Source organism: Streptomyces sp. NPDC020362 (assembly GCF_040642095.1).
Classification (GTDB): domain Bacteria; phylum Actinomycetota; class Actinomycetes; order Streptomycetales; family Streptomycetaceae; genus Streptomyces.
The window spans coordinates 20369-44167 of record NZ_JBFAET010000039.1 but is presented as its reverse complement, the minus strand read 5'-3'; the positions used below and the strand labels follow the sequence as shown (position 1 = coordinate 44167).

Below are 23799 nucleotides of genomic sequence, written 5' to 3'. Positions count from 1 at the left end.
CCGCCCGTGGCCGGAGAGACCGCAGCAAGCTATCAGCCGTCACCAGGACGACTTCCGTACGCCGGGCAGGAATCCCTTGTGAGCCTGCTCGCGCACGTTCACCCGGGACAGGCCGAAGGTGCGCAGAAAGCCGCGCGGCCGACCGTCCACCTGGTCCCGGTTGCGCACCCGCGTGGCACTGGCGTCCCGCGGCTGCCTGCGCAACTCGCGCTGGGCGGCGAGTCGTTCGGCCTCCGTGCCGGACGGTCGCCGGACGATCTCCGTCAGTTCGGCGCGGCGCTCTGCGTACCGGGCGACGACCTGCTTGCGCCGCTCGTTCTTCGCGACCTTGCTCTTCTTCGCCATCAGACCTCCACTCCCCGGGCGCGGATCCGGGCCACGGCCGCCTCGATGCCGATGGCGTCCACGGTCCTGACCGCCCTCGCGCTCAGCCGCAGCCGGACGTACCGGCCCTCGTCGGGCAGCCAGTAGCGCCTGGCCTGGATGTTCGGGTCGAAGCGGCGGGAGGTGCGCCGGCGGGAGCGGGAGACGCGGTTGCCGAAGCCCGGCCGGGCGCCGGTCAGCATGCAGTGGGCGGACACGGGTGACGCACCTCTCCTCGCCAGTGTTTGGTAATGGATTTCATTTTCAGTACTATAGCGGCATGGCACGCAACGAACTCCGCCCGGTCATCAGGCTCCGGTCCGTCGCCGGGACCGGCCACACCTACGTGACCCGCAAGAACCGCCGCAACGACCCGGACCGCATGACGCTGCGCAAGTACGACCCGGTCGCCCGCCGGCACGTCGACTTCCGGGAGGAGCGCTGAGGAACCGCGATGCGCAGGGGGGCCCACCCCGGTTACGGGCCCGGCGTCTTCAGTCACCCCTTCTGCACCGGCACCGCCCGCGTCCTGGACACGGTCGGCCGTGTGGAGCGCTTCGACCGCCGGTACGGGAAGCGGGGCGGGGCGTGAACCTGTCCGTGACCGTCGTCGGCGGGCCGCGCACCGCGGCCCGCGGGGCGGCCGCGGACCGGCTCCCCGGGGCGCCGCCCGGCGGCAGCGGCGGTCGGCGCGCGCCGACGAGAACACCCAGGAGAGGGTGCTGATGTCGTATTCCAGCAGGTGAAGCTCTATGGGTAGGCAATATCCTACGATTGACGCGTAGGATATTGCCTACCTATTCTGCGGACATGACCATCACGCACGCCTCATTCGTCACGCTTCCCGTCTCCGACCAGGACCGCGCGCTGCGCTTCTACACGGAACTCCTCGGAATGGAGGTCACCGCCGACCGGGTCATGCCCCAGAGCCGCTGGCTCCAGGTGGCTCCCAGAGGTGCACAGACCGTCTTCACCCTGTCGGGACCGGGGATGGGGGGTTTCGAGCCCGGCTCCGCGCGAGGGATCATGTTGGTCACGACCGACGTCGACGCGGACTGTGCCCGGCTCGCCGGGGCCGGGATCCCCGTGCAGGGACCGGACGAACTCCCCTGGGGGCGGATGGCCTCCTTCGCGGACCCCGACGGCAACGGTCTGATGCTGCTGACGGAGAAGGAAGGCTTCTGACCGCTCCATGAACGGGACGGGTACCGCCGCCGAGGACCGCGTCTTCGCCGCGCTCGCGAACGCCACGCGCAGGGAAGTGCTGCGGCTGCTGCGCGAGAGCGGACCGCAGTCCGTGCAGAGCCTGGCCGACCACTTCGCCATGCGCCGCCCGAGCCTCTCCGAGCACCTCAGGGTGCTCCGGGAGGCCGGCCTCGTCTCCGAGCAGCGCTCGGGCCGGCAGCGCATCTACCGCCTCCGGGCGGCCCCGCTCGCCGAGGTCCAGGACTGGCTCCATCCGTACGAGCGGTTCTGGCGGGACCGGATGAAGGGGCTCGGCGATCTGCTCGACCGGATGCCCGACGATGACCACCCATGAGCACCGCACCGCCCGGCGACGCCGACGACCTCACCACGATCCGCGTCGACCAGTTCTACCCCCACCCGCCCGCCAAGGTCTGGCGGGCCCTGACCGAGCCCGAACTGCTCGCCGAGTGGCAGATGCCCGGCGCCGAGGACTTCCGGCTGGAGGTCGGCCACCGGTACCGGATGACCTCGGTCCCGCGTCCCAACACCCGCTTCTCCGGCGTCGTAGAAGTGCAGGTTCTCGCCTACGACACCGAACGGATGCTGTCCCTCCGGTGGGCGGATGCCGATCCCGCCAATCCCGCGGACTGGACCATCACCTGGACCCTGGAACAGGAAGGGCGCGGTACGCGTCTCTTCCTAGTGCACGAAGGGTTCGACCCGGACGACCCGGCGCAGCTGATGGCGCGGAGGATCATGGGCGGGGGTTGGAGGGGGCATGTGCTGCCGTCTCTGGGGCAGACGCTGGATCGGCTTCGGTAAAGCAGGCGTCAAAGCTGTAATCACGGGAACACCCCCCGTGCACGTGCATCTGCTCGAGCATCTGCATATGAACAAGGTTATGATCCGGGTCAGTTGACTACAGCATCTATGGCCTCACCAGCCAGTGCACCACCGGGGAGCGATCTGTGGACCGCGACGTTGACGGCGTGTACGGGGGGTACGACGTGTACAACGGCATGGCTGCCGCGCAGCTGGACGGCGTGGCCTGGCAGAAGAGCAGGCACAGCAACTCGCAGGGCTCCTGCGTGGAGTTCGCGCGACTGCCCGGCGGCGACGTGGCCGTACGCAACTCGCGCTTCCCGGACGGTCCCGCGCTCGTCTACACGCGCGCGGAGATCGAGGCCATGCTGCTCGGCGTCAAGGACGGCGAGTTCGACCATCTCGTGGTCGGCTGAAACGACTCATCGGACCTGACGACTCATCGGCCCTGACTGCTCGCCGGCCCCGGCGCGACGCGCCTGTCGCGGCGGGCTGGTGACGGCGGGCCGGTGGCGGCCGGGCGGAGTCCGGGAAGCCGCGCACGGATCGGGGTGTACGCGCGTAGAAACGCGGCGTCCGTCGGTGCAATGCCCCGTCAGTCGGTCGGCCGGAGCCGGAACAGCGCCCAGACGACCTTGCCGTCGAGGGAGCCCGCGAGCGGGTGCCAGCCCCAGCTGTCGGCAAAGGAGTCGACCAGGAACAGGCCCCGGCCCGACTCGGCCGAGAAGTCGTCCGAGTCGCGCGGGACGGGGGTCTCGTGGCTGGGGTCGCGCACCGCGCACACCAGGCGCTCGGTCCAGCGCATCAGGTGCAGCCGTACCGAGGACTGGTGGTCGGAGCATCCCGGTCCGGCCGGCAGCGCATGGCGCAGGGCGTTGGTGACGAGTTCGGAGACGACGAGACATACGTCGTCGAAGCGGTCGCCGACGTCCCACTGGTCCAGCGTGTGGCGGGTGAACTGCCGGGCCTCGCGCACGGCTTCGTAGCGGGCGGGCAGGGCGCAGGAGGCGGCATCGGACACGGCCGCGGGGTCGAGCGGCGGAAGACCCTGCCGTAACGGCTTGAGCATGGTCGATCCATTCGTTCCCATGCGAGGCACTCCCGGGAATTCGCGGTCGTTGCGATGCAGCGGTGGCGCGGCACCATGCTTTCGGATGCGAAGGGCAGATGCAAGGGCAGATGCACGTGCACGCGACCGAATTGAACCTGCCCGCCCCGCTTCTTGGCCATTTTTTCCGCCAAGTTGAACAGGTTGCTGTCACAGGTCCTGACCTCTTACTGCCCAAAACGGCTGACCTCTTTCCGTTTCCGTAACCGGACGAGTACTGCTCGAAGTGTTTTAGTGGCAGACTTCGCCCCCTGAAGACGGTTGGGGAGGCTGGCGAACGTGAGCGCGGGAGAGCCCGGATCGGTGGTGCGGCGCATGCTGCTCGGCTCGCAACTCAGGCGACTGCGTGAAGCGCGGGGGATCACGCGGGAGGCGGCGGGCTACTCGATCCGCGCCTCCGAGTCGAAGATCAGCCGGATGGAGCTGGGCCGGGTGAGCTTCAAGACCAGAGACGTGGAAGACCTGCTGACGCTGTACGGCATCACGGACGAGGTGGAGCGCGAGTCGCTGCTCTCGCTGGCCCGGGAGGCCAACGTCGCGGGCTGGTGGCACAGTTACACCGACGTCCTGCCCAGCTGGTTCCCCACCTACGTGGGCCTGGAGGGCGCGGCCTCCCTGATCCGGGTGTACGAAGTGCAGTTCGTGCACGGCCTGCTGCAGACCGAGGAGTACGCCCGCGCGGTGGTGCGGCGCGGCATGCGGGGCGCGAGCGCGGCCGACGTGGAGCGGCGGGTCGCGCTGCGCCTCGAGCGGCAGAAGCATCTGCTCGACGCGAACGGGCCCGAGTTCCACATCGTCCTCGACGAGTCCGCCCTGCGCCGCCCCTACGGCGACCGCGACGTGATGCGCGGCCAGCTCCAGCATCTGATCGACGTCTCCCAGCGCCCCAACGTACGGCTGCAGATCATGCCGTTCGGCTTCGGCGGGCACTCCGGTGAGAGCGGCGCCTTCACCATCCTCAGCTTCCCCGAGTCGGACCTGTCCGACGTCGTCTACATGGAGCAGCTGACCAGCGCGCTCTATCTGGACAAGCGCGAGGACGTCGCCCAGTACGAGCAGGCGCTCAAGGAGCTCCAGCAGGACAGCCCCGGCCCGGACGAGAGCCGTGACCTGCTGCGGGGACTTCTGCAGTTGTCTTGACCTCACAACTCCCGGGAAACACAAGTACGATGACGCGTGATCAGACCGTGTAGTCGACCGGGTGTCTGTCTGGCTGCCATCGAGCAGCGGGGGATCGAGGGAACACATGTCGTCCTGCTTCACCGACCTGGCTCAGCAGTACATCGACGGCGAGTGGCGCCAGGGGACCGGTTCCTGGGACATCATCGACTTCAACCCGTACGACGGTGAGAAGCTGGCCTCGATCACCATAGCCACCGTCGACGAGGTCGACGACGCCTACAGAGCGGCCGCCCGTGCCCAGCGCGACTGGGCCGGGACCAACCCGTACACCCGCCGTGTGCTCTTCGAGAAGGTCCTGCGCCTGGTCGAGGAGCGCGAGGACGAGATCACCGAGATGATCATCGCGGAGCTGGGCGGCACGCATCTGAAGGCCCGGTTCGAGATCCACCTCGCCAAGGAGTTCCTGCGCGAGGCGGCCCAGCTGGCGCTGCGCTGCGAGGGCCGCTTCCTGCCCTCGCCGATCGACGGCAAGGAGAACCGCCTCTACCGGCTCCCGGTCGGCGTGGTCGGCGTCATCAGCCCCTTCAACTTCCCCTTCCTGCTGTCGGTCAAGCCGGTCGCCGCCGCCCTCGCCCTGGGCAACGCCGTCGTCCTCAAGCCCCACCAGGACACCCCGATCACCGGTGGCACGCTGATCGCCAGGCTCTTCGAGGACGCGGGGCTGGCGCCCGGCCTGCTCAACGTCGTCCTGACCGACATAGCCGAGATAGGCGACGCGTTCATCGAGCACCCGGTCCCGAAGGTCATCTCCTTCACCGGTTCCGACAAGGTCGGCCGGCACATCGCGACCGTGTGCGCGGCGCAGCTCAAGCGCTCGGTGCTGGAACTGGGCGGCAACAGCGCGCTGGTGGTCCTGGACGACGCCGACGTGGACTACGCGGTCGACGCGGCCGTCTTCAGCCGCTACGTCGACCAGGGGCAGGTCTGTATGGCCGCCAACCGGGTCCTGGTGGACCGGTCGGTGGCCGAGGAGTTCACCAAGAAGTTCGTCGCCAAGGTCAGGACGCTGAAGACAGGTGATCCGAGGGACCCGCAGACGGTGATCGGGCCGGTCATCAACTCCCTTCAGGCGAACGCCATCTCGGCCGCGATCGACCAGGCGGTCACCGAGGGCGCCACCGTGCTCGTCCGCGGCGGGGCGAACGACAACCTGGTGGAACCCTCCGTCCTCACCGACGTGCCGTCCGGCTCCTCCCTCCTGCACAAGGAGATCTTCGGGCCGGTCGCCCTGCTCGTGCCGTTCGACGGCGAGGAGGACGCGGTCCGCATCGTCAACGACACCCCCTACGGCCTCAGCGGGGCCGTGCACACCGCGGACATCGAGCGCGGCGTGGCCTTCGCCAAGCGGGTCGACACGGGCATGTTCCACGTGAACGACGGGACCATCCACGACGAGCCGCTGGTGCCGTTCGGCGGCGAGAAGAACTCCGGGATCGGACGGCTCAACGGCGAGACCACCCTGGACGCCTTCACCACGCTGAAGTGGATCTCGGTGCAGCACCGGCGCAGCGAGTTCCCGTTCTGAGCCGCCCGCACTTGCGGACAGAAGCTGACCGCAAGGGCCCGTAACGTCATCGGTGTCAGGGGAAAGGCCCCCGAGGACTCCGATGAAAGGTGGCCGGTCATGGTCACGCATGTGCGGGCAGAGGCGCAGGGCGACGAGCGCGGGGCGCTGCTGTCCTTCCTGGAGGAACAGCGCGGCGGCATCCGCAGGGCGCTGCTGGGGCTGACCGAGGAGCAGGCGAACGAGCGCCCGAGCGTCAGTGAGCTGTCCCTGGGCGGCCTGCTCAAGCACGTCGCCGAGGTCGAGCAGGGCTGGGTGGCCCGGGCCAAGCAGGAGCGGCCGGCGGTCCACCGCGACGAGTCGAACTGGCACGAGTGCTTCCGGCTGAGCGACGGCGAGACGGTGGCCTCGCAGCTGGCGTACTGGGAGCAGGTCGCCGCCGAGACGGAGAAGTTCGTCCTGTCCGCGCCCAGCCTGGACGACACCTTCCCGCTGCCGAACGACCCCTGGTTCCCGCCCGAGGGCCGCGTCTCCCTGCGCTGGCTGTGCCTGCACCTGATCCGCGAGACGGCCCGGCACGCGGGGCACGCGGACATCATCCGCGAGTCGCTGGACGGGAAGACGGCGTTCGAGCTGGTGGCCCTGGAGCAGGCCGGGTAGGGCCCGGCCATAACCTGGACCGCATGTCAGCGATCCGTCTTCTCGTGCTGGGCGCGGTCCGCCAGCACGGGCGGGCCCACGGCTACCAGGTGCGCAACGACCTGGAGTACTGGGGCGCGCACGAGTGGTCCAACGCCAAGCCGGGCTCCATCTATCACGCCCTGAAACAGATGGAGAAGCAGGGGCTGCTGCACGCCCACGAGATCGCGCCGTCCACCGCCGGGGGCCCGCCGCGCACCGAGTACGAGATCACGGACCGGGGCGCGGAGGAGTTCTTCCGGCTGCTGCGCGAGTCCCTGGTCGCCTACGACCAGAAGATGGACATCCAGTCGGCGGCCATCGGCTTCCTGGTCGAGCTGGAGCGGACCGAGGCGCTGGATCTGCTCAGGGAGCGGATCCGGCGGATCGGGCAGTGGCGGGCCGCCGTCACGGAGCACTACATCCCCGGGGACGGCCCCGAACAGCTCGGCCACATCGGCGAGATCATGAACCTCTGGGTCCACACGGCCGACTCCGACGCGGCCTGGACCCGGGGGCTGATCGCCCGCCTGGAGGCGGGCGCCTACACCTTCGCCGGTGAGGGAGAGCCCTTCATCGGCGTCCTCGGGGAAGGGCAGGAGAACCCGTACGCGACGGGGGAGCGGCATCCGGGGGACGAGCGCTGACGCGGCGGACCGCAGCTAATCAAGTTTGACCAATAGCGTTCGCGGAGTTACTTTCGCAGCAGTAGTCAAGCTTGACTAGTGAGGGAGCGGCACGTGGCCGACACGGCGATCACCGTCGAGGACGCACGCAAGACCTACGGCACGAAACACGCCCTGGACGGGCTCGACCTGCACGTCACCCGGGGCACCGTGCACGCGGTGCTCGGGCCCAACGGGGCGGGCAAGACCACCCTGGTCCGGATCCTGTCCACCCTGCTCAGGCCGGACGGCGGCCGCATCGAGGTCGCCGGGCACGACGTGCTCACCGCGGCCCGCGCGGTCCGCAGGCGCATCGGTCTGCTGGGCCAGGACGCGGCCCTGGACGAGCAGCTGGACGGCCGGCAGAACCTGGAGATGTTCGCCCGTCTCCACCACCTCGGCGCCCGTCACGCGCGCGTGCGCGCCACCGAACTCCTGGAGCGCTTCGACCTCGCCGGCACCGGCCGCACCCCGGTGGCCCGCTACAGCGGCGGCATGCGCCGCCGCCTCGACCTCGCCGTCTGCCTGCTCACCGACCCCGAGGTGCTGTTCCTGGACGAGCCGACGACCGGTCTCGACCCGCGCGGCCGCGCCGAGGTGTGGGCCGCCGTCCGGTCCCTGGTCGGCGGCGGCACCACCGTCCTGCTCACCACCCAGTACCTGGAGGAGGCCGACCAGCTCGCCCACCGCATCGCGTTCGTGGACCACGGTCGGGTCGTCGCCGACGGCACCCCCGACGAGCTGAAGACCCTCACCGGCGGCGACCGCATCGACGTCGTCCTGCGCGAGGCCGGCCAACTCGGCGAGGCCGTCGCCCTGCTGCCCGTCACCGGCGTCTCGGTGGACACCGACCGCCGGCTGCTCAGCGCCCCGGTCGCCGACCGCATGAGCGCCCTCTCCGGGGTCGTACGCGCCCTGGAGGACGCCGGCATCGAGGCGGCCGACGTCGCCCTGCGCCGGCCCACGCTGGACGAGGTCTTCCTGCACCTCACCGGCGGGGGCGACCGCGTGAAGGAGGCGGCGTGATGGCGGTGTCCCCGCACGGCCTGACCGACTCCTGGACCATGACCCGGCGCGAACTCGCCCACTGGGCACGGCAGCCCGGGCAGCTGCTGGTCGCGCTGGTCTTCCCGGTGCTGCTGCTGCTCATGTTCGGCTACCTGATCGGCGGCGGCCGGGGCGTCACCGGCGCGTACCTCGACTACCTGGTGCCCGGCATGCTCGCGCTCACCATGGCCTTCGGCCTGGAGGGCACGATGCTCAACGTCACCCAGGACCTCACCAAGGGGGTCATCGACCGCTTCCGCTCCCTGCCCATGGCGGACGGAGCCGTCCTGGTGGGCCGTTCGGCGGCCGACATGATCCAGTCGGCCGCCGGGCTCGCGCTGATGGCGGGCGCCGCCTGTGCACTGGGCTGGCGGGTGCACGGCGGCCCGGGCGCCTTTCTGGGCGCCGTGGGCCTGCTCCTCCTGCTCCGCTTCGCGATGCTGTGGGTCGGCATCCACCTCGCTCTGGTCGCCGGCCGGCCCGAGATGGTCCAGGCCGTGCAGATCCTCGTCTGGCCGGTCGGCTTCCTGTCCAACGCCCTCGCCACACCGGACGCCATGCCCGACTGGCTCGGCACGGCCGTCCAGTGGAACCCCCTGTCCCGGACGGCGACGGCGGTACGGGACCTGCTCGGCGGCCAGGGCGGCGAGCCGGGACACCTGTGGGCGGCCGTGGCCTGGCCGCTCGGCCTGTTGGCGGTGTTCTTCCCGTTGGCCGTGAGAAAGTTCGGGCGGTTGGGCCGCTAGTGGTGGAAGCTGGTGGCCGCGTCCTTGTCCCGGGTCAGGGGATGCGGCTGCCGGCGCAGCTCCGGCACCAGGCGGTTCAGGTCCTCCACGAACAGGTCGGCGAGGTCGTGGGAGAAGCCGTTGCGGCACACGATCCGGATCACGGAGAGATCCTCCCGGTTGGGCGGGAAGGTGTAGGCGGGAACCAGCCAGCCGCCCTCGCGCAGCCGCCGGGAGACGTCGAAGACGTCGTACGACGTCACGTCCGCAGTGGTGGTGAAGGCGAACACCGGCAGTTCGTCGCCGTGCGTGAGCAGGCGGAAGTCGTCCAGCGCCTCGATCTTGCCGGCGACGTAGCGTGCCACGTCCCGTGTCGACTGCTGCACCGCCCGGTAGCCCTCCCGGCCCAGCCGCAGGAACGTGTAGTACTGCGCGACCACCTGGGCGCCGGGCCGGGAGAAGTTGAGCGCGAAGGTGGGCATGTCGCCGCCCAGGTAGTTCACCCGGAAGACCAGTTCCTCGGGCAGCGCCTCCTTGTCCCGCCACAGGGCCCAGCCGACGCCCGGGTAGACCAGGCCGTACTTGTGGCCCGAGGTGTTGATCGAGGCCACGCGCGGGAGGCGGAAGTCCCACACCAGGTCCTCGTCCAGGAAGGGCGCCACCATGGCCCCGGACGCGCCGTCCACGTGCACCGGGATGTCGAGACCGGTGCGCTCCTGGAGGCCGTCGAGGGCCGTGCACAGGTCCGCGATCGGCTCGTAGGACCCGTCGAAGGTGGAGCCGAGGATGCCGACGACCCCGATCGTGTTCTCGTCGCACAGCTCGGCCGCCGCCTGCGGATCCAGGTGGTACCGCTCGCCCTCCATCGGGACCAGCCGGGGCTCCACCTCCCAGAAGTTGCAGAACTTGTCCCAGCAGACCTGGACGTTGACGCCCATGACCAGGTTCGGGCGCGCCGCCGGGTAGCGGTCGGCGTTGCGCTTCGCCCAGCGCCGCTTCAGCGCCATCCCGGCGAGCATGCACGCCTCGCTGGATCCCGTGGTCGAACAGCCCACGGCGGACGACGGGTCCGGCGCGTTCCACAGGTCGGCGAGCATCGCCACGCAGCGCCGCTCCAGCTCGGCCGTGCGCGGGTACTCGTCCTTGTCGATCATGTTCTTGTCCCGGCACTCCGCCATCAGCAGCCCGGCCTGCGGCTCCATCCAGGTGGTGACGAACGTGGCCAGGTTCAGCCGGGAGTTGCCGTCCAGCATCAGCTCGTCGTGCACGATCTGCTCCGCCGTGGTGGGGGGCAGGGGCGTGTCGGGGAGCCGGTGCTTGGGCGGGGCCTGGGCCATTTCGACGACCGGGTTCGCCTCCCCGAAGAACGGGTTGACCGACATCGGCCGCTCGTCGTGCTTCTCGGGACCTTTGTGCAGGGCCATGTACGTGCCTCCAGACAGGGGAGGTTGTCAGCGGATCGGTGTGCCGTCCGCCCGCAGCTGCATCTGCGACCGCCCCGTGACCAGCAGCCAGGCCGGCAGCGAGGCGATGCACAGCAGCGCGAGGATGACCGGGGAGGCCACCAGGACGGCCGCGGTGAACAGGCTCACCCAGCCCTGCCGGGTGATGGCCAGGAGAATGCCCAGTACGCCGGCCGCCACGCCCACGGCCGGCGGAACGGCAGCCACCAGGGCGTGGGCGCACAGACCGAGGGCGGTACCGACGAACACGCCGGGAAAGATCCGGCCGCCACGGAAGCCGCAGGTCGCGGCGACGGCCAGGGCGGCCAGCTTCACCACGGCCATCGTGGCGAACTGACCCGCCGACCAGCCCTCGGGATTGCGCGCCAGCTCCCCGACCTGGTCCAGCCCCTTGAAGAGCGTCAGCGGCCCGCCCAGGACTCCCAGCGCCCCCAGGACGGCTCCGCCCGCCGGAAGCATCAGCATCGGGTGCCGCAACCGCTGGAAGGCGCGGTGGAGGTACGGGAACACGTACACCGCGCACATGCCGAGCACCGCGCCGGCCGACGCGACGACCATCGCCGCCAGGATGTCGCCCCCGTCGGGCCGGCCGATCGGGGGCAGATGGAGGTCGAACGTCGCGTGGTGGACCAGGTCGGTCGTCAGGGCACCCGCCGCGGCGGCGGCCAGCGGGGCGAAGAGGTTGTCCCACAGCAGCCCCGTGATCCGCTGCCCGGCCAGCGCCTCCGAGATGACCAGGGCGGCGCCCACCGGGGTGCCGAACAGCGCGCCGAGCGTCGCCGCCTCCGCCAGCGCCATCCACAGCGGACCCGGCAGCGCGGGCACGAACCGGCGGCCCAGCCACACCGCCAGCCCGACGTTGACGGCGATGATCGGGTTCTCGGGGCCGAGGCTCGGGCCGCCCGCGAGCATCAGGGCCGCCGCCAGCAGCAGGCCGGGCAGCACGACGGGCGGCAGCGCGGGCGCGTTCAGCCCCATGGTGGCCGGGTCGGGCCCCGCGTGCCCCGGCACCTTCCACACCACCAGACCGACCGCGACACCGGTCGCGATGAGCATGACGAAGATCCACAGCGCGGAGTAGCGGCCGATCCCCAGGGCGTCGGGCAGGTTCTGCCACAGCACGCCCTGGAGCTTCTCGGCCCCGACGCTCACCCCGACGAAGAGCAGGCTGGACACCACGCCCACGGTGAGGGCGGGCAGGATCAGCGGCAGCAGGGCGCGTGCGGGGGCCGCGGGAGCGGTGCTGGGCGCCTGCCGTGCGGAGTCCTGGGCCACGGGCTCACCATAAGCGGATGAAACGGGCTGAACATCCGGAACGGGGCAGGCGGGGGCACGCTCGGGAAACGGGCTTGCACCTCACGTGGCGTGAGGCCTCAACGTGGAGGGCGTACCGACGACAAGGAGCGGAAAAGTGAGCTACTCCGTGGGACAGGTCGCGGGGTTCGCCGGAGTCACGGTGCGCACCCTGCACCACTACGACGAGATCGGCCTGCTCGCGCCCGGCGAGCGCACCCACGCCGGCCACCGGCGCTACGGCGACGCCGACCTCGACCGGCTCCAGCAGATCCTGTTCTACCGGGAGCTCGGCTTCCCGCTCGACGAGGTCGCGGCCCTGCTCGACGATCCGGACGCGGACCCGCGCGTCCACCTGCGCCGCCAGCACGAACTGCTGACCGCCCGGATCGAGAAGCTGCAGAAGATGGCCGCGGCCGTGGAGCACGCCATGGAGGCACGCACGATGGGCATCAATCTCACCCCCGAGGAGCGGTTCGAGGTCTTCGGGGACAACGACCCCGAGCAGTACGCCGAGGAGGCCGAGCGGCGCTGGGGCGGCACCGAGGCGTACGCCGAGTCACAGCGCAGGGCCGCCCGCTACACCAAGGACGACTGGAAGCGCATGCAGGCCGCGAACGACGACTGGAACCAGCGCTACGTCGCCCTGATGACCGCCGGTGAGCAGCCGTCCGGCGAGGCGGCCATGGACCTGGCCGAGGAGCACCGCCTGCACATCAGCGAGTGGTTCTACGAGTGCCCGCACCCCATGCACCGCTGCCTGGGCGCGATGTACGTCGCCGACGAGCGCTTCACGGCGTTCTACGACGCCGTGCGGCCCGGGTTCGCCGATCACCTGAGCCGGGCGATCGCCGCGAACGCCGACCGGCACACCGCCTGATCCCCGGTCCGGGAGGAGGCCTACTCCCGGGCCAGGACCACCGCGGTGCCGTACGCGCAGACCTCCGTGCCCGTGTCCGCGGCCTCCGTCACGTCGAACCGGAACGCCAGCACCCCGTTGGCGCCACGCGCGCGTGCCTGCTCCACCAGCCGCTCCATGGCCTGGTTGCGGGTCTGCACGAGCGTCTTGGTGAGCCCCTTCAGCTCGCCGCCGATCATCGACTTCAGTCCGGCGCCGATCTGGCTGCCGAGGTGCCGCGAGCGCACGGTGAGCCCGAAGACCTCACCGATCACCTGCTGCACCCGGTATCCCGGCACGTCGTTGGTCGTGACCACCAGCACGTCCGGCTGGGGCCCCTGGCCGCCGCCGTAGTCATCGAGTCCCATGGCTCACAGCTTTGTCCCGGTTGCCCCACAGTGCATCCTGGAGTCACCGGTGGAACCTGGGGCGGTCACGTCGCGTTGATAGCTTTGTGCGCCGCACAAGGACGCCGTAGCCGCCTTCATCCCCTCAGGAGCCCGGACCCGTGATGACACTCGCCCTCGGCCCGAGCTGGCTGGATCCCAACTACCTGCTCGACACCTACAGCATCTGGGGCCTGCTGCTCATCGTCTTCGCGGAGTCCGGCCTGCTCATCGGCTTCTTCCTGCCGGGCGACTCGCTCCTGTTCACCTGCGGCCTGCTGATCACGTCGCACCAGCTCGACTTCCCGCTGTGGGGCGCGATCGCCCTGATCTGCCTCGCCGCGGTCCTCGGCGACCAGGCGGGCTACATGTTCGGCAGGAAGGTCGGACCGTCCCTGTTCAACCGCCCGGACTCACGCCTGTTCAAGCAGGAGAACGTCACCAAGGCGCACGAGTTCTTCGAGAAGTACGGCCCGAAGTCCCTGGTCCTGGCCCGCTTCGTGCCCATCGTGCGCACGTTCACGCCGATCATCGCCGGCGTCAGCGGCATGAAGTACCGCTCGTTCCTGACCTTCAACGTCATCGGCGGCGTCCTGTGGGGCGCGGGCGTCACCCTGCTCGGCTCCTGGCTCGGCAACATCGGCTTCGTCAAGAACAACATCGAGGCGATCCTCATCCTGATCGTCCTCGTGTCCGTGGTCCCGATCGCGATCGAGTTCCTCCGCGCCCGCGGCAAGAGCAAGAAGGCGGAGTCCGCCCGGCCCGAGCCGCATCCCGCTCCCCAGCAGCAGGCCCTGCACCAGCACCGGCCGCCCATGGACGACGCGACGACCCGGCTGCGCCGCATCGAGCCGGAACAGCCCTACGAGCAGCCGTACCAGCAGCAGCCTCAGCAGCAGCCGTACCAGCAGCAGCCTCAGCAGCAGCCGTACCAGCAGCAGCCTCAGCAGCAGCAGAACCAGCAGCACTGGGACCAGGGCTACGACAACCAGGGCTACGGCAACCAGTACTACGACCAGCAGCAGTACCCGCAGCAGCAGTACGACCAGTACGGTCAGCCGTACGACTCCCGCAACCACTGAAGGGGGGCGGGGAACTGCGCGACAAGCCAGGGCGCACCCGCAGACGCCGGCGAGCCGGAACCCCCGAGCTCTTGGGCGCTCAGAAGCCCCGGGTCCGCTTCGCAGCCCTCCGCTTGCCGGCGGAGCCGACCCGCAGGGTCAGCCTGGAGATCTCCGACCCCAGATTGACCCCGATGGCGATCGCCATCGCCAGCGAGGCGGCCTTCGCCAGGGACACCAGCCCCTTGTCCACCTCGTTCTGAGCCATGGACAACAGCCCGAAGTACGTGGCCGACCCGGGCAGCAGCGGCCCGATCGCAGCCGTCGTGTAGGGCAGCGCGGACGCGAACCGGTACCTCGACAGCAACTGCCCGAACAGCCCCACCAGCCCCGCCGCCACGGCCGTGGAGGCGACCGGTGAGATGCCGCCCACATAGTGCATGGCGCCGTACACGCACCAAGCGACACCCCCGTTGAGCGTCACCGCCACCACGGTGGACCGTTCCTGCTGGAGCAGCACGGCGAACGTCAGCGACAGCACCATGGAGGCGGCGATCTGGATCAGCGGCCGTTCGGAGACGATCAGCGCCGCGTCCGGATTCAGCTTGCCGCCGACCTTCACACCGAAGTACAGGACGACCAGCACCCCGGCGACGATGCCGACGAAGAAGTACATGACCTCCAGCAGGCGCGCGGCGGCGGTGATGTAGAAGCCCGTCAGCCCGTCCTGCACCCCCGCCACCAGCGCCCGACCGGGCAGCAGCGCGAAGAGCCCACCGGTGACGACCGCGGACGCCGCCACGTCGACGCCGGACAGCGCGAAGGCCACACCGATCGCCGCGGGCGGCATCGCGGCCACCGTGAACTGGTAGAACTCCGGCAGCCCGCGCCCCGCGCACAGCCACGCCAGCCGGTCGCCCAGCATCGCGCCCAGTGCCGCCGCGACGAACACGATCAGGTCACCGCCGACCAGCACGGAGGCCGCCCCCGCGAGCAGCCCGCTCGCCAGGGTCAGCGCCCAGCCGGGGTAGGGGTGCCGGTTGCGGCGGATCTCCGCCAGGCGCCGGTAGGCCTCCTCCAGGGAGACATGCGTCTCCGGGTCGGTCAGGTCGTCCACCAGCCGGAACACGGCCGCGAGCCGCGTGTAGTCCGTGCCCCGCCGCCGTACCGTCCGAGAGGACGTCACCGGGTCCTCCACCAGGGACGGCTGGTGGGAGATCGACAGCAGCGTGAAGGTGACGGTCGGCTCGCAGCGGTCCAGACCGTAGGACCGGCACACCGCGAACATCGCGGCCTCCACGTCCTCCGCGCCCTCGCCGCCCGCCAGCAGCAGCTCCCCGATACGCAGGGTCAGGTCGAGCACGCGCGGGACGGCGGGCCCGCCCTCCTCGGTCCGCTGCACCAGCTCGGGCGCCGGACGCTCGGCCACCGGCATGCGGAGCATCGTGCGCATCCGGTCCTGCCAGGGCGCGTCCTTGACCAGGCTGACCAACGGTATGCCGGTGGCCGGGGTGAACGCCGTCGGGGCGTCCTTGGCGCTGTAGGTGCGCGGCAGGCTGAACGCCGACCCCTCCGGCCCGGCACTCGGCGGCTCCGGCGTCTGCAGTCCCTCCGGCACGGTGAACTCGGACGTGGTCTCCGGCTCACTGCCACCCTCGGAAACCTCGATCCCCTCGGGAACGGCGAACTCGGACGTGATCTCCGGGTCGTACCGCGCCTCGTCCGACCGGGGCTTGCGGTCCTCCGCCTCCGTCACCTCGACCTGCTCCTTGAACGACACCTTCCGTAAGCCTCAGTATGCGCATCCGTACCGGGCTCGATGCCCCCGCGTACGCAAACGGGCCGCACGCGTGCGCGTGCGGCCCGTTTCCACGGCAGCAGGGGGCGTCAGTGACCGCCCTGCTCCTTGAAGCGCTTGTAGGACCGCTCGATCTCCACCTCGGCCTCCGTGCGGCCCACCCAGTTGGCACCCTCGACCGACTTGCCGGGCTCCAGGTCCTTGTACACCTCGAAGAAGTGCTGGATCTCCAGGCGGTCGAACTCCGACACGTGGTGGATGTCGCGCAGGTGCTCCACACGCGGGTCGGTGGCCGGAACGCACAGCAGCTTGTCGTCGCCGCCCGCCTCGTCCGTCATCCGGAACATGCCGATCGCGCGGCACTTGATCAGGCAGCCCGGGAAGGTCGGCTCGTCCAGGATGACCAGCGCGTCCAGCGGGTCGCCGTCCTCGCCGAGGGTGTTCTCGACGAAGCCGTAGTCGGTCGGGTAGGCGGTCGAGGTGAAGAGGCGACGGTCCAGGCGGATCCGACCGGTCTCGTGGTCCACCTCGTACTTGTTGCGCGAACCCTTCGGGATCTCGATCGTGACGTCGAACTCCACCGGTGGCTCCTCCATGATCAGCACATAGTTCTGGTGATTAAGTGTCCCTCACGCAGGTGTGTGATCGCGAAAGGGGCTGGTGGTCGTGCCAGAGCTGAGGCCTTGGCGAGCCGCGAGACCGCAGGTGGAGCGGATCGCGAACGCCGTACGACCGCGTCTGGCACGCGCCGCGACGGCCGCGGGACCGCGGGTCGCGCGGCTGACGCGGGTGGTCCGGCCCGGACGTGCCCGGATCGCGTACCTCCCCCGTCCGCGGACCGTCAGGACCTGGCAGTACACCGCGGGCGCCGCCACCGCCGGTCTGGCACTGGCCGCCGGTGTGGTGACCGCCGCCGGTCCCTGGGACGCCAACGGTCAGCGTACGGCCGAGCGGGACCGGGCCGCCGCCCTGGAGCGGTCAGGTGGCGCAGATCACGGCACCCCGGGCGGCTCCGCCGGAGCGCCCCTGCCCGCACCGAGCGCCGCGCCCGTCCTGGCGGGCCTGGGCTCCGCCACGGGAACCGTCAGCACCAAGAAGGCCCCGCCCGGCGGAAAGCCCCTCAGCGGCGTCCTCGGGCCGCTCCTGGGCGTTCCCGCGCTCGGCGGCAACCACGCGGCCGTCGTCGTGGACGTCGCCACCGGCAAGCGGATCTACGGCACCGACGTCGCGAAGGCCCTCGCCCCCGCCTCCACCACCAAGATCGCCACCGCCGTCGCCGCGCTGTCCGCCCTCGGCCCCGACCACCGCTTCACCACCCGCACCGCTCTCGAACCCGACACCGGGGAACTCGTCCTGGTCGGCGGCGGCGACCCCACCCTCACCGCCCACGAGAAGACGGACGGCTGGGCCGGACTGCGCACCCTGGCCGCCGAGACCGGCGCCGCGCTCCAGAAGCGCGGCATCCGCAAGATCACACTCTCCTACGACACCACGCTCTACTCCGGCCCCGCACTGCACCCCATCGGCGTCAACGACAATCTCGCCCCCGTCAGCGCCCTCAGCGCCGACGAGGGCCGCACGGACGACTCCACCAGGGGACCGGCGCTCCGCGTGTCCGACCCGGCTGCGGACGCGGCCGGCAAGTTCGCCGGCTTCCTCCGGGCCGCCGGCATCCGGACGACCTCCCCCGGCCCCTCCAAGGCCACCGGCCGCGCCACGACCCTCGCCGGCGTCACCTCGCCCCCGCTGTCCGACGTGGTCGAGCGGATGCTGACCAACAGCGACAACGACATCGCCGAGGCACTGGCCCGGCACACCGCCCTCGCGAGCGGCGAGCCGGCCGACTTCGCCGGCGGCGCCAGGGCCATCGCCACCCGGCTCGGGAAACTCGGCCTGCCGATGTCCGGCGCCGCCTTCCACGACGGCAGCGGCCTCAGCCGCGACGACCGGCTCACCGCGGACCTGCTGACCGCGCTGCTGGTCAAGGCGGGCGACCCGGCCAGCCCCGGTCTGCGCCCGGTCCTCACCGGCCTCCCCGTCGGGGGCTTCACCGGCACCCTGACCAGCCGTTACACCGACGGCGCCGGAGGATTCGTACGGGCGAAGACCGGCACGCTCACGGGGGTGAACACCCTGGCCGGCACGGTCGTCGACCGGGACGGCCGCCTGCTGGTCTTCGCCTTCCTCGCCTCCGGGACGACGAACCCCCTGGAGGCCCAGGCAGCCCTGGACAAGGCGGCGACGGCGCTGGCGGGCTGCGGCTGCCGGTAGGGGCCGCGGCGTCCGCCGGGGGCAGCCGCTTCGTGCCCCGCCCGACGCCACGGCCTGCCCCGAGGGGGAGCGCTCACGTACGGTTGACACATGACGAGCTTCGGTGGCACCGCATCTTCCGGGATGGTCGACTGGAACCTCGCGGTGGCAACCGCGACCCGGCTCGTACGGCCGGGCCCCGACGTCAGCCGCGACGAGGCCAGAGCCGTCGTCTCGGAGCTGCGCCGGCACGCGAAAGCCTCGGAGGAGCATGTCCGGGGCTTCACTCGTATGGGCACCGAGGACACCCACGACACCCCGGTCCTCGTGGTCGACCGCCCCGGCTGGGTCCGGGCGAACGTCGCCGGTTTCCGGGAGATCCTCAAGCCCCTCCTGGAGAAGATGCAGGAACGACGCGGCAGCAGCCCGTCGGGGGCCGTCCTCGGCGCCGTCGGCGGCAAGGTCACCGGCGTCGAACTCGGCATGCTGCTGTCCTTCCTCTCCTCCCGCGTCCTCGGCCAGTACGAGACCTTCGCCCCCGCCACCCGCGACCTCCCGGCCGGCGGCCCTCCTGGTTCGCCCAACGGCGGCGGCCGTCTCCTGCTGGTCGCGCCCAACATCGTCCACGTGGAGCGCGAACTCGACGTCCAGCCGCACGACTTCAGGCTCTGGGTGTGCCTGCACGAGGAGACCCACCGCACGCAGTTCACCGCCGTGCCCTGGCTCCGCGCCCACCTGGAGGGTGAAATCCAGTCTTTCTTGGCGGAGACCGACGTCGATCCCATGACCGTGCTGGAGCGCGTCCGCGAAGCCGCCCAGTCCCTCGCCGGCGGCCGCCCCGAGGGCGAGGAGGACGACGGCGGACGCTCCTTCGTGGAACTCGTCCAGACCCCGGCCCAGCGCGAGATCCTCGGCCGCCTCACCGCGGTCATGTCCCTGCTGGAGGGCCACGCCGACTTCGTCATGGACGGGGTCGGCCCCGAGGTCGTGCCGAGCGTCGCCGAGATCCGCGAGAAGTTCCAGCAGCGTCGCGCCAAGGGCGCCTCCCGGCTCGACCTCGCCCTGCGCAAGCTGCTCGGCCTGGACGCCAAACTCAGGCAGTACCGGGACGGCGAACGCTTCGTGCGATCCGTCGTCGACGAGGTCGGCATGGACGGCTTCAACCGCGTGTGGACCTCCCCCAACACCCTGCCCACCAAGGCCGAGATCGCCAAACCAGCGGACTGGGTCGCACGGGTGCACCGCAGGCCCGAGGCGTGAACCCCGTGGGGAAGTCGTGAAACGAATCCGGCCGACGGCAGGCGAACGCCCCTCCAATCACCCGTCCGAGGGACCGTGAGCCATGGGTAGGCGTGCAATGCTCGGGGAACGGCCCGCTTCTGTCACCATCTACACACTCTGAGTGACCGACCTCGGGCTCACCCCCCGAAAACTTCATGAAGGGAACCGGACATGGGTCCCCATCCTGCGGTCGCGGCGATACGCCTGGCGGTCCGCCGCGTACTCCACGACATCCTCACCGACCACAGCCGCAACCCCGAAGCGGCGGCGACAGCGGCAGCGAGAGCAGCCGTGACGTCCGGCGGAGCAGCCCGCGAACCCCGCCTGCGCGAGCGCCCGCCGTCCCCCCTCGTGCTCGTCGCGTGCTCCGGGGGCGCCGACTCCATGGCGCTCGCCTCCGCCCTCGCCTTCGAGGCCCCCAAGCTCGGTATCCGCGCCGGCGGCATCACCGTGGACCACGGCCTCCAGCCCGGCTCCGACCTCCGGGCCGACGAGGTCGCCCTCAGGCTGCGCGAACTCGGCCTCCACCCCGTCGAGTCCATCGCGGTGACCGTCGGCCGCGACGGCGGCCCCGAGGCCGCCGCCCGCGACGCCCGCTACGCCGCCCTCGACGCCGCAGCCGAACGCCATGGCGCCACGGCCGTCCTGCTCGGGCACACCCGCGACGACCAGGCCGAAACCGTCCTGCTCGGCCTCGCCCGCGGCTCCGGCATCCGCTCCCTGTCCGGCATGGCCGCGGTCTCGGGGGCCGGCGGCCGTTACCGGCGCCCCTTCCTGCACCTCGACCGGCAGACCGCGCGCAAGGCCTGCATGGTCCAGTCCCTGCCCGTCTGGGACGACCCGCACAACGCCGATCCCGCCTACACCCGCTCGCGGCTCAGGCACGAGGGCCTGCCCGCCCTCGAAAAGGCCCTCGGCAAAGGCGTAGTGGAGGCCCTCGCCCGCACCGCCCAGCTCTCCCGCGACGACGCCGACGCCCTCGACACCTGGGCCAGCCAGGCCGAGGCCTCCGTACGCGACGCCGCGGGCCTGCTGGAGTGCTCCAAGCTCTACGCCCTCCCGCCCGCCGTACGCCGCCGCATCCTGCGCCGCGCGGCCATCGAGGCCGGTGCCCCCGCCGGATCCCTCTTCGCCCGGCACATCGAGGAAGTCGACCGGCTGATCACCGGCTGGCGAGGCCAGGGAGCCATCAATCTCCCCGGCAAAGTCGTCGCACAGCGGCAGGGTGGCAGACTGGTGATTCGGCAAGGCTGAATCCCGACCTCCCGGAGCGACCCTCCGACGGGGCCGGACAGCCGGTCGCCGTCAGTGCGGCCGTAAGTGCGGGACGACCGAAAGTGATGCGGGTGGACGCGAAAGACATGGGTGCCGACCTCCAGCAGGTGCTCATCACCAAGGAAGAGATCGACGCGAAGCTGGCCGAGCTGGCCGCGAAGATCGACGCGGAGTACGCGGGCAAGGACCTGCTCATCGTGGGCGTCCTCAAGGGCGCCGTGATGGTCATGGCGGACCTCGCCCGGGCGCTGTCCACCCCTCTCACCATGGACTGGATGGCCGTGTCCTCCTACGGCGCGGGCACCCAGTCCTCCGGTGTCGTGCGCATCCTCAAGGACCTCGACACCGACATCAAGGGCAGGCACGTCCTGATCGTCGAGGACATCATCGACTCGGGCCTCACCCTGTCCTGGCTGATCAACAACCTCGGCTCCCGCGAGCCCGCGTCGCTGAAGGTGTGCACGCTGCTGCGCAAGCCGGACGCCGCCAAGGTCGCCATCGACGTGGAGTGGGTCGGCTTCGACATCCCGAACGAGTTCGTCGTCGGCTACGGCCTCGACTACGCCGAGAAGTACCGCAACCTGCCGTTCGTCGGTACGCTCGCGCCTCACGTCTACGGCGGCTGACCGGGCGGCTGGGCCAACCGGGCCAGCTCTCGTAAGACGATCGGGAACCCCAGCGGGTTTCGCGCCGTTGGAGCATGCAGAGACGGGAACGTCGGCCGTCCATGCCACTCCGTGCGGCTTCGGACAACAATGCTGGGGTACCGTCAGAAGAACTGTCTTATCAAACTCACTATGGCAGGAGGGACGGGGCGATTCCGCTCCGTATGGATGGACGTGAAGCGATACTTCCGTGGGCCGGTCATGTGGATCGTGCTGGCCGTCCTTGCCGTGGTCGTGTTGATGCAGGTCGTCGGCTCGTCCGGCGGCTACAAGACGGTGGACACCGGCCAGGTCGTGGCAGCGATCAACGCGAACAAGGTCCAGTCGGCCAAGCTCACCACCGGTGACGAGCAGACCGTCAAGGTCACGCTCAAGGACGGTCAGAAGGTCGACGACAGCTCGAAGATCCAGGCGAGCTACATCGGCGACCAGGGCGTGACCATCGCCGCCACGCTGCAGACCAAGTACCAGGACAAGCAGATTCCGGACGGCTATACGGTCTCGCCGTCCAAGCAGAACCCGTTCGTCGGCGTGCTGCTCTCCCTGCTGCCCTTCGTCCTGATCGTGGTCGTCTTCCTGTTCCTGATGAATCAGATGCAGGGCGGCGGCTCCCGGGTCATGAACTTCGGCAAGTCCAAGGCCAAGCTCATCACCAAGGACACCCCGAAGACGACCTTCTCCGACGTCGCCGGCTGCGACGAGGCCGTCGAGGAACTCCACGAGATCAAGGAGTTCCTCCAGGAGCCGGCCAAGTTCCAGGCCGTCGGCGCCAAGATCCCCAAGGGCGTGCTGCTCTACGGCCGCCCCGGTACGGGCAAGACCCTTCTCGCCCGCGCGGTCGCCGGCGAAGCGGGCGTCCCGTTCTACTCGATCTCCGGTTCCGACTTCGTCGAGATGTTCGTCGGTGTCGGTGCCTCCCGTGTCCGTGACCTGTTCGAGCAGGCCAAGGCGAACGCCCCGGCGATCGTCTTCGTCGACGAGATCGACGCGGTCGGCCGCCACCGCGGCGCCGGCCTCGGCGGTGGTCACGACGAGCGTGAGCAGACGCTGAACCAGCTGCTCGTCGAGATGGACGGCTTCGACGTCAAGGGCGGCGTCATCCTGATCGCCGCCACCAACCGCCCGGACATCCTGGACCCGGCGCTGCTGCGTCCCGGCCGCTTCGACCGCCAGATCGCGGTCGACCCGCCGGACCTGCAGGGCCGTCTGGAGATCCTCAAGGTCCACCAGAAGGGCAAGCCGGTCGCGCCCGACGTCGACCTGGCGGCCGTCGCCCGCCGTACCCCCGGCATGACCGGCGCCGACCTCGCCAACGTGCTGAACGAGGCCGCGCTGCTCACCGCCCGCAGCGACCAGAAGCTGGTCGACAACAAGGCGCTGGACGAGGCGATCGACCGCGTGGTCGCGGGCCCGCAGAAGCGGACCCGGATCATGTCGGACAAGGAGAAGAAGATCACCGCGTACCACGAGGGCGGCCACGCCCTGGTCGCGGCGGCCTCACCGAACTCCGACCCGGTCCACAAGATCACAATCCTCTCCCGCGGCCGTGCCCTCGGCTACACGATGGTGCTCCCGGACGAGGACAAGTACTCGACCACCCGCAACGAGATGCTCGACCAGCTCGCCTACATGCTGGGCGGCCGCGCGGCCGAGGAACTGGTCTTCCACGACCCGACCACCGGCGCTGCCAACGACATCGAGAAGGCCACCAACCTGGCCCGCGCGATGGTCACGCAGTACGGCATGACCGAGCGGCTCGGCGCGATCAAGTTCGGCGGCGACAACAGCGAGCCCTTCCTCGGACGTGAGATGGCTCACCAGCGCGACTACTCGGAAGAGGTCGCCGCGCTGGTCGACGAAGAGGTCAAGAAGCTCATCGAGACCGCGCACAACGAGGCCTGGGAGATCCTGGTCGAGAACCGCGACGTGCTCGACCAGCTCGTCCTCCACCTGCTGGAGAAGGAGACCCTGGGCAAGGAGGAGATCGCCGAGGTCTTCGCCACGATCCACAAGCGCCCGCCGCGGCCCGCGTGGACCGGCTCCTCCCGCCGTACGCCCTCCACCCGCCCGCCGGTGCTCTCCCCGAGGGAGCTGGCACTGACCAACGGCGCGAACGGCTCGACGGCGGCGATCAGCACGGTGAAGTC

27 protein-coding genes are annotated in these 23799 nt (G+C 70.4%); 19 read left to right on the top strand and 8 right to left on the bottom strand.

What is annotated here, in order from left to right; translation table 11 throughout:
• Nucleotides 1–39: 39 nt before the first annotated feature.
• Nucleotides 40–345, bottom strand: a complete 306-nt coding sequence (gene rpsN, locus AB0H32_RS17350; RefSeq protein ID WP_361120534.1) for a 30S ribosomal protein S14 — start codon at nucleotides 343–345, stop codon at nucleotides 40–42.
• A complete protein-coding gene (gene rpmB / locus AB0H32_RS17345; RefSeq protein ID WP_361120531.1) occupies nucleotides 345–581 on the bottom strand; it encodes a 50S ribosomal protein L28 in 237 nt (78 codons plus the stop codon). The genes rpsN and rpmB overlap by 1 nt, the downstream gene beginning before the upstream one ends.
• A 62-nt stretch (nucleotides 582–643) precedes the next feature.
• Here rpmB and rpmG point away from each other — a divergent pair, with 62 nt between their 5' ends.
• From rpmG to AB0H32_RS17315, 6 genes are all read left to right on the top strand, one after another.
• Nucleotides 644–808 carry a 50S ribosomal protein L33 gene (gene rpmG / locus AB0H32_RS17340; RefSeq protein ID WP_361120528.1) on the top strand — a complete coding sequence of 55 codons (165 nt, stop codon included), beginning with the start codon at nucleotides 644–646 and terminating at the stop codon, nucleotides 806–808.
• 9 nt (nucleotides 809–817) lie between these two features.
• Nucleotides 818–955: a 50S ribosomal protein L31 gene (locus tag AB0H32_RS17335; RefSeq protein ID WP_361120525.1), complete on the top strand. Its 138-nt coding sequence runs from the start codon at nucleotides 818–820 to the stop codon at nucleotides 953–955.
• Between the two features lie 218 nt (nucleotides 956–1173).
• Nucleotides 1174–1548, top strand: coding sequence for a VOC family protein (locus AB0H32_RS17330; protein WP_361120522.1), 375 nt, complete (start codon nucleotides 1174–1176; stop codon nucleotides 1546–1548).
• Between the two features lie 7 nt (nucleotides 1549–1555).
• Nucleotides 1556–1903 carry a metalloregulator ArsR/SmtB family transcription factor gene (locus AB0H32_RS17325; protein WP_361120519.1) on the top strand — a complete coding sequence of 116 codons (348 nt, stop codon included), beginning with the start codon at nucleotides 1556–1558 and terminating at the stop codon, nucleotides 1901–1903.
• Nucleotides 1900–2373: an SRPBCC domain-containing protein gene (locus AB0H32_RS17320; protein ID WP_361120517.1), complete on the top strand. Its 474-nt coding sequence runs from the start codon at nucleotides 1900–1902 to the stop codon at nucleotides 2371–2373. The genes AB0H32_RS17325 and AB0H32_RS17320 overlap by 4 nt, the downstream gene beginning before the upstream one ends.
• Nucleotides 2374–2570: 197 nt before the next feature.
• A complete protein-coding gene (locus AB0H32_RS17315; RefSeq protein ID WP_333775466.1) occupies nucleotides 2571–2789 on the top strand; it encodes a DUF397 domain-containing protein in 219 nt (72 codons plus the stop codon).
• 179 nt (nucleotides 2790–2968) lie between these two features.
• Here the strand turns inward: AB0H32_RS17315 and AB0H32_RS17310 are convergent, their stop codons facing one another.
• Nucleotides 2969–3442, bottom strand: coding sequence for an ATP-binding protein (locus AB0H32_RS17310; protein WP_361120514.1), 474 nt, complete (start codon nucleotides 3440–3442; stop codon nucleotides 2969–2971).
• 354 nt (nucleotides 3443–3796) lie between these two features.
• Here AB0H32_RS17310 and AB0H32_RS17305 point away from each other — a divergent pair, with 354 nt between their 5' ends.
• From AB0H32_RS17305 to AB0H32_RS17280, 6 genes are all read left to right on the top strand, one after another.
• Nucleotides 3797–4621, top strand: a complete 825-nt coding sequence (locus AB0H32_RS17305; protein WP_361120577.1) for a helix-turn-helix transcriptional regulator — start codon at nucleotides 3797–3799, stop codon at nucleotides 4619–4621.
• Nucleotides 4622–4727: 106 nt separating this feature from the next.
• Nucleotides 4728–6188: an aldehyde dehydrogenase family protein gene (locus tag AB0H32_RS17300; protein ID WP_361120511.1), complete on the top strand. Its 1461-nt coding sequence runs from the start codon at nucleotides 4728–4730 to the stop codon at nucleotides 6186–6188.
• Between the two features lie 99 nt (nucleotides 6189–6287).
• Nucleotides 6288–6827 carry a DinB family protein gene (locus AB0H32_RS17295; protein ID WP_361120508.1) on the top strand — a complete coding sequence of 180 codons (540 nt, stop codon included), beginning with the start codon at nucleotides 6288–6290 and terminating at the stop codon, nucleotides 6825–6827.
• A 23-nt stretch (nucleotides 6828–6850) separates the two neighbouring features.
• Nucleotides 6851–7492, top strand: coding sequence for a PadR family transcriptional regulator (locus AB0H32_RS17290; protein WP_361120505.1), 642 nt, complete (start codon nucleotides 6851–6853; stop codon nucleotides 7490–7492).
• A gap of 93 nt (nucleotides 7493–7585) precedes the next feature.
• Entirely contained in the window at nucleotides 7586–8536 is a 951-nt protein-coding gene (locus tag AB0H32_RS17285) for an ATP-binding cassette domain-containing protein (RefSeq protein ID WP_361120502.1), read from the top strand.
• Nucleotides 8537–8541: 5 nt separating this feature from the next.
• Complete coding sequence (locus tag AB0H32_RS17280; RefSeq protein WP_361120574.1) at nucleotides 8542–9303, top strand: ABC transporter permease; 762 nt, start codon at nucleotides 8542–8544, stop codon at nucleotides 9301–9303.
• On the opposite strand, the gene AB0H32_RS17275 is transcribed toward AB0H32_RS17280, so the two are convergent.
• Complete coding sequence (locus AB0H32_RS17275; protein ID WP_361120499.1) at nucleotides 9300–10706, bottom strand: glutamate decarboxylase; 1407 nt, start codon at nucleotides 10704–10706, stop codon at nucleotides 9300–9302. The genes AB0H32_RS17280 and AB0H32_RS17275 overlap by 4 nt on opposite strands.
• A 27-nt stretch (nucleotides 10707–10733) precedes the next feature.
• Nucleotides 10734–12020: an ion channel protein gene (locus tag AB0H32_RS17270; protein ID WP_361120497.1), complete on the bottom strand. Its 1287-nt coding sequence runs from the start codon at nucleotides 12018–12020 to the stop codon at nucleotides 10734–10736.
• 136 nt (nucleotides 12021–12156) lie between these two features.
• Between AB0H32_RS17270 and AB0H32_RS17265 the strand changes: the two genes are divergently transcribed.
• Nucleotides 12157–12918: a MerR family transcriptional regulator gene (locus AB0H32_RS17265; RefSeq protein WP_361120494.1), complete on the top strand. Its 762-nt coding sequence runs from the start codon at nucleotides 12157–12159 to the stop codon at nucleotides 12916–12918.
• Between the two features lie 20 nt (nucleotides 12919–12938).
• On the opposite strand, the gene AB0H32_RS17260 is transcribed toward AB0H32_RS17265, so the two are convergent.
• Nucleotides 12939–13304 carry a YbjQ family protein gene (locus AB0H32_RS17260; RefSeq protein ID WP_361120491.1) on the bottom strand — a complete coding sequence of 122 codons (366 nt, stop codon included), beginning with the start codon at nucleotides 13302–13304 and terminating at the stop codon, nucleotides 12939–12941.
• A 140-nt stretch (nucleotides 13305–13444) separates the two neighbouring features.
• On the opposite strand from AB0H32_RS17260, the gene AB0H32_RS17255 reads away from it, so the two are divergent.
• Nucleotides 13445–14404 (top strand): VTT domain-containing protein, encoded by a 960-nt coding sequence (locus AB0H32_RS17255; RefSeq protein ID WP_361120488.1) that lies wholly within the window; start codon nucleotides 13445–13447, stop codon nucleotides 14402–14404.
• Between the two features lie 79 nt (nucleotides 14405–14483).
• Here AB0H32_RS17255 and AB0H32_RS17250 read toward each other — a convergent pair whose 3' ends face one another.
• Nucleotides 14484–16139, bottom strand: a complete 1656-nt coding sequence (locus AB0H32_RS17250) for a threonine/serine exporter family protein (RefSeq protein ID WP_361120571.1) — start codon at nucleotides 16137–16139, stop codon at nucleotides 14484–14486.
• A 131-nt stretch (nucleotides 16140–16270) separates the two neighbouring features.
• Nucleotides 16271–16762 carry an inorganic diphosphatase gene (locus AB0H32_RS17245; protein WP_360981796.1) on the bottom strand — a complete coding sequence of 164 codons (492 nt, stop codon included), beginning with the start codon at nucleotides 16760–16762 and terminating at the stop codon, nucleotides 16271–16273.
• A 79-nt stretch (nucleotides 16763–16841) separates the two neighbouring features.
• Here AB0H32_RS17245 and dacB point away from each other — a divergent pair, with 79 nt between their 5' ends.
• The 5 genes from dacB to ftsH all read left to right on the top strand — a co-directional run.
• Nucleotides 16842–18452, top strand: a complete 1611-nt coding sequence (dacB, locus tag AB0H32_RS17240) for a D-alanyl-D-alanine carboxypeptidase/D-alanyl-D-alanine-endopeptidase (RefSeq protein WP_361120485.1) — start codon at nucleotides 16842–16844, stop codon at nucleotides 18450–18452.
• Between the two features lie 90 nt (nucleotides 18453–18542).
• Nucleotides 18543–19691: a zinc-dependent metalloprotease gene (locus tag AB0H32_RS17235; protein WP_361120482.1), complete on the top strand. Its 1149-nt coding sequence runs from the start codon at nucleotides 18543–18545 to the stop codon at nucleotides 19689–19691.
• A gap of 192 nt (nucleotides 19692–19883) precedes the next feature.
• Complete coding sequence (gene tilS, locus AB0H32_RS17230) at nucleotides 19884–20966, top strand: tRNA lysidine(34) synthetase TilS (protein WP_361120479.1); 1083 nt, start codon at nucleotides 19884–19886, stop codon at nucleotides 20964–20966.
• Nucleotides 20967–21052: 86 nt separating this feature from the next.
• The gene (hpt, locus tag AB0H32_RS17225; RefSeq protein ID WP_184975300.1) at nucleotides 21053–21613 is read left to right on the top strand and encodes a hypoxanthine phosphoribosyltransferase; all 561 of its coding nucleotides are present in this window, start codon (nucleotides 21053–21055) and stop codon (nucleotides 21611–21613) included.
• Nucleotides 21614–21820: 207 nt separating this feature from the next.
• Nucleotides 21821–23799: ATP-dependent zinc metalloprotease FtsH (gene ftsH / locus AB0H32_RS17220; protein ID WP_361120476.1), on the top strand; the 1979-nt coding region annotated here is incomplete at its 3' end.

Coding starts and splice junctions, on each gene's coding strand:
- AB0H32_RS17315 (WP_333775466.1), top strand. CDS start 2,571: ATGGCTGCCGCGCAGCTGGACGGCGTGGCCTGGCAGAAGAGCAGGCAC.
- AB0H32_RS17335 (WP_361120525.1), top strand. CDS start 818: ATGCGCAGGGGGGCCCACCCCGGTTACGGGCCCGGCGTCTTCAGTCAC.
- AB0H32_RS17325 (WP_361120519.1), top strand. CDS start 1,556: ATGAACGGGACGGGTACCGCCGCCGAGGACCGCGTCTTCGCCGCGCTC.
- AB0H32_RS17260 (WP_361120491.1), bottom strand. CDS start 13,304: ATGGGACTCGATGACTACGGCGGCGGCCAGGGGCCCCAGCCGGACGTG.
- AB0H32_RS17320 (WP_361120517.1), top strand. CDS start 1,900: ATGAGCACCGCACCGCCCGGCGACGCCGACGACCTCACCACGATCCGC.
- rpsN (WP_361120534.1), bottom strand. CDS start 345: ATGGCGAAGAAGAGCAAGGTCGCGAAGAACGAGCGGCGCAAGCAGGTC.
- AB0H32_RS17290 (WP_361120505.1), top strand. CDS start 6,851: ATGTCAGCGATCCGTCTTCTCGTGCTGGGCGCGGTCCGCCAGCACGGG.
- AB0H32_RS17295 (WP_361120508.1), top strand. CDS start 6,288: ATGGTCACGCATGTGCGGGCAGAGGCGCAGGGCGACGAGCGCGGGGCG.
- rpmG (WP_361120528.1), top strand. CDS start 644: ATGGCACGCAACGAACTCCGCCCGGTCATCAGGCTCCGGTCCGTCGCC.
- hpt (WP_184975300.1), top strand. CDS start 21,053: ATGCGGGTGGACGCGAAAGACATGGGTGCCGACCTCCAGCAGGTGCTC.
- AB0H32_RS17330 (WP_361120522.1), top strand. CDS start 1,174: ATGACCATCACGCACGCCTCATTCGTCACGCTTCCCGTCTCCGACCAG.
- AB0H32_RS17310 (WP_361120514.1), bottom strand. CDS start 3,442: ATGCTCAAGCCGTTACGGCAGGGTCTTCCGCCGCTCGACCCCGCGGCC.
- AB0H32_RS17235 (WP_361120482.1), top strand. CDS start 18,543: ATGACGAGCTTCGGTGGCACCGCATCTTCCGGGATGGTCGACTGGAAC.
- tilS (WP_361120479.1), top strand. CDS start 19,884: ATGGGTCCCCATCCTGCGGTCGCGGCGATACGCCTGGCGGTCCGCCGC.
- AB0H32_RS17300 (WP_361120511.1), top strand. CDS start 4,728: ATGTCGTCCTGCTTCACCGACCTGGCTCAGCAGTACATCGACGGCGAG.
- AB0H32_RS17275 (WP_361120499.1), bottom strand. CDS start 10,706: ATGGCCCTGCACAAAGGTCCCGAGAAGCACGACGAGCGGCCGATGTCG.
- AB0H32_RS17305 (WP_361120577.1), top strand. CDS start 3,797: ATGCTGCTCGGCTCGCAACTCAGGCGACTGCGTGAAGCGCGGGGGATC.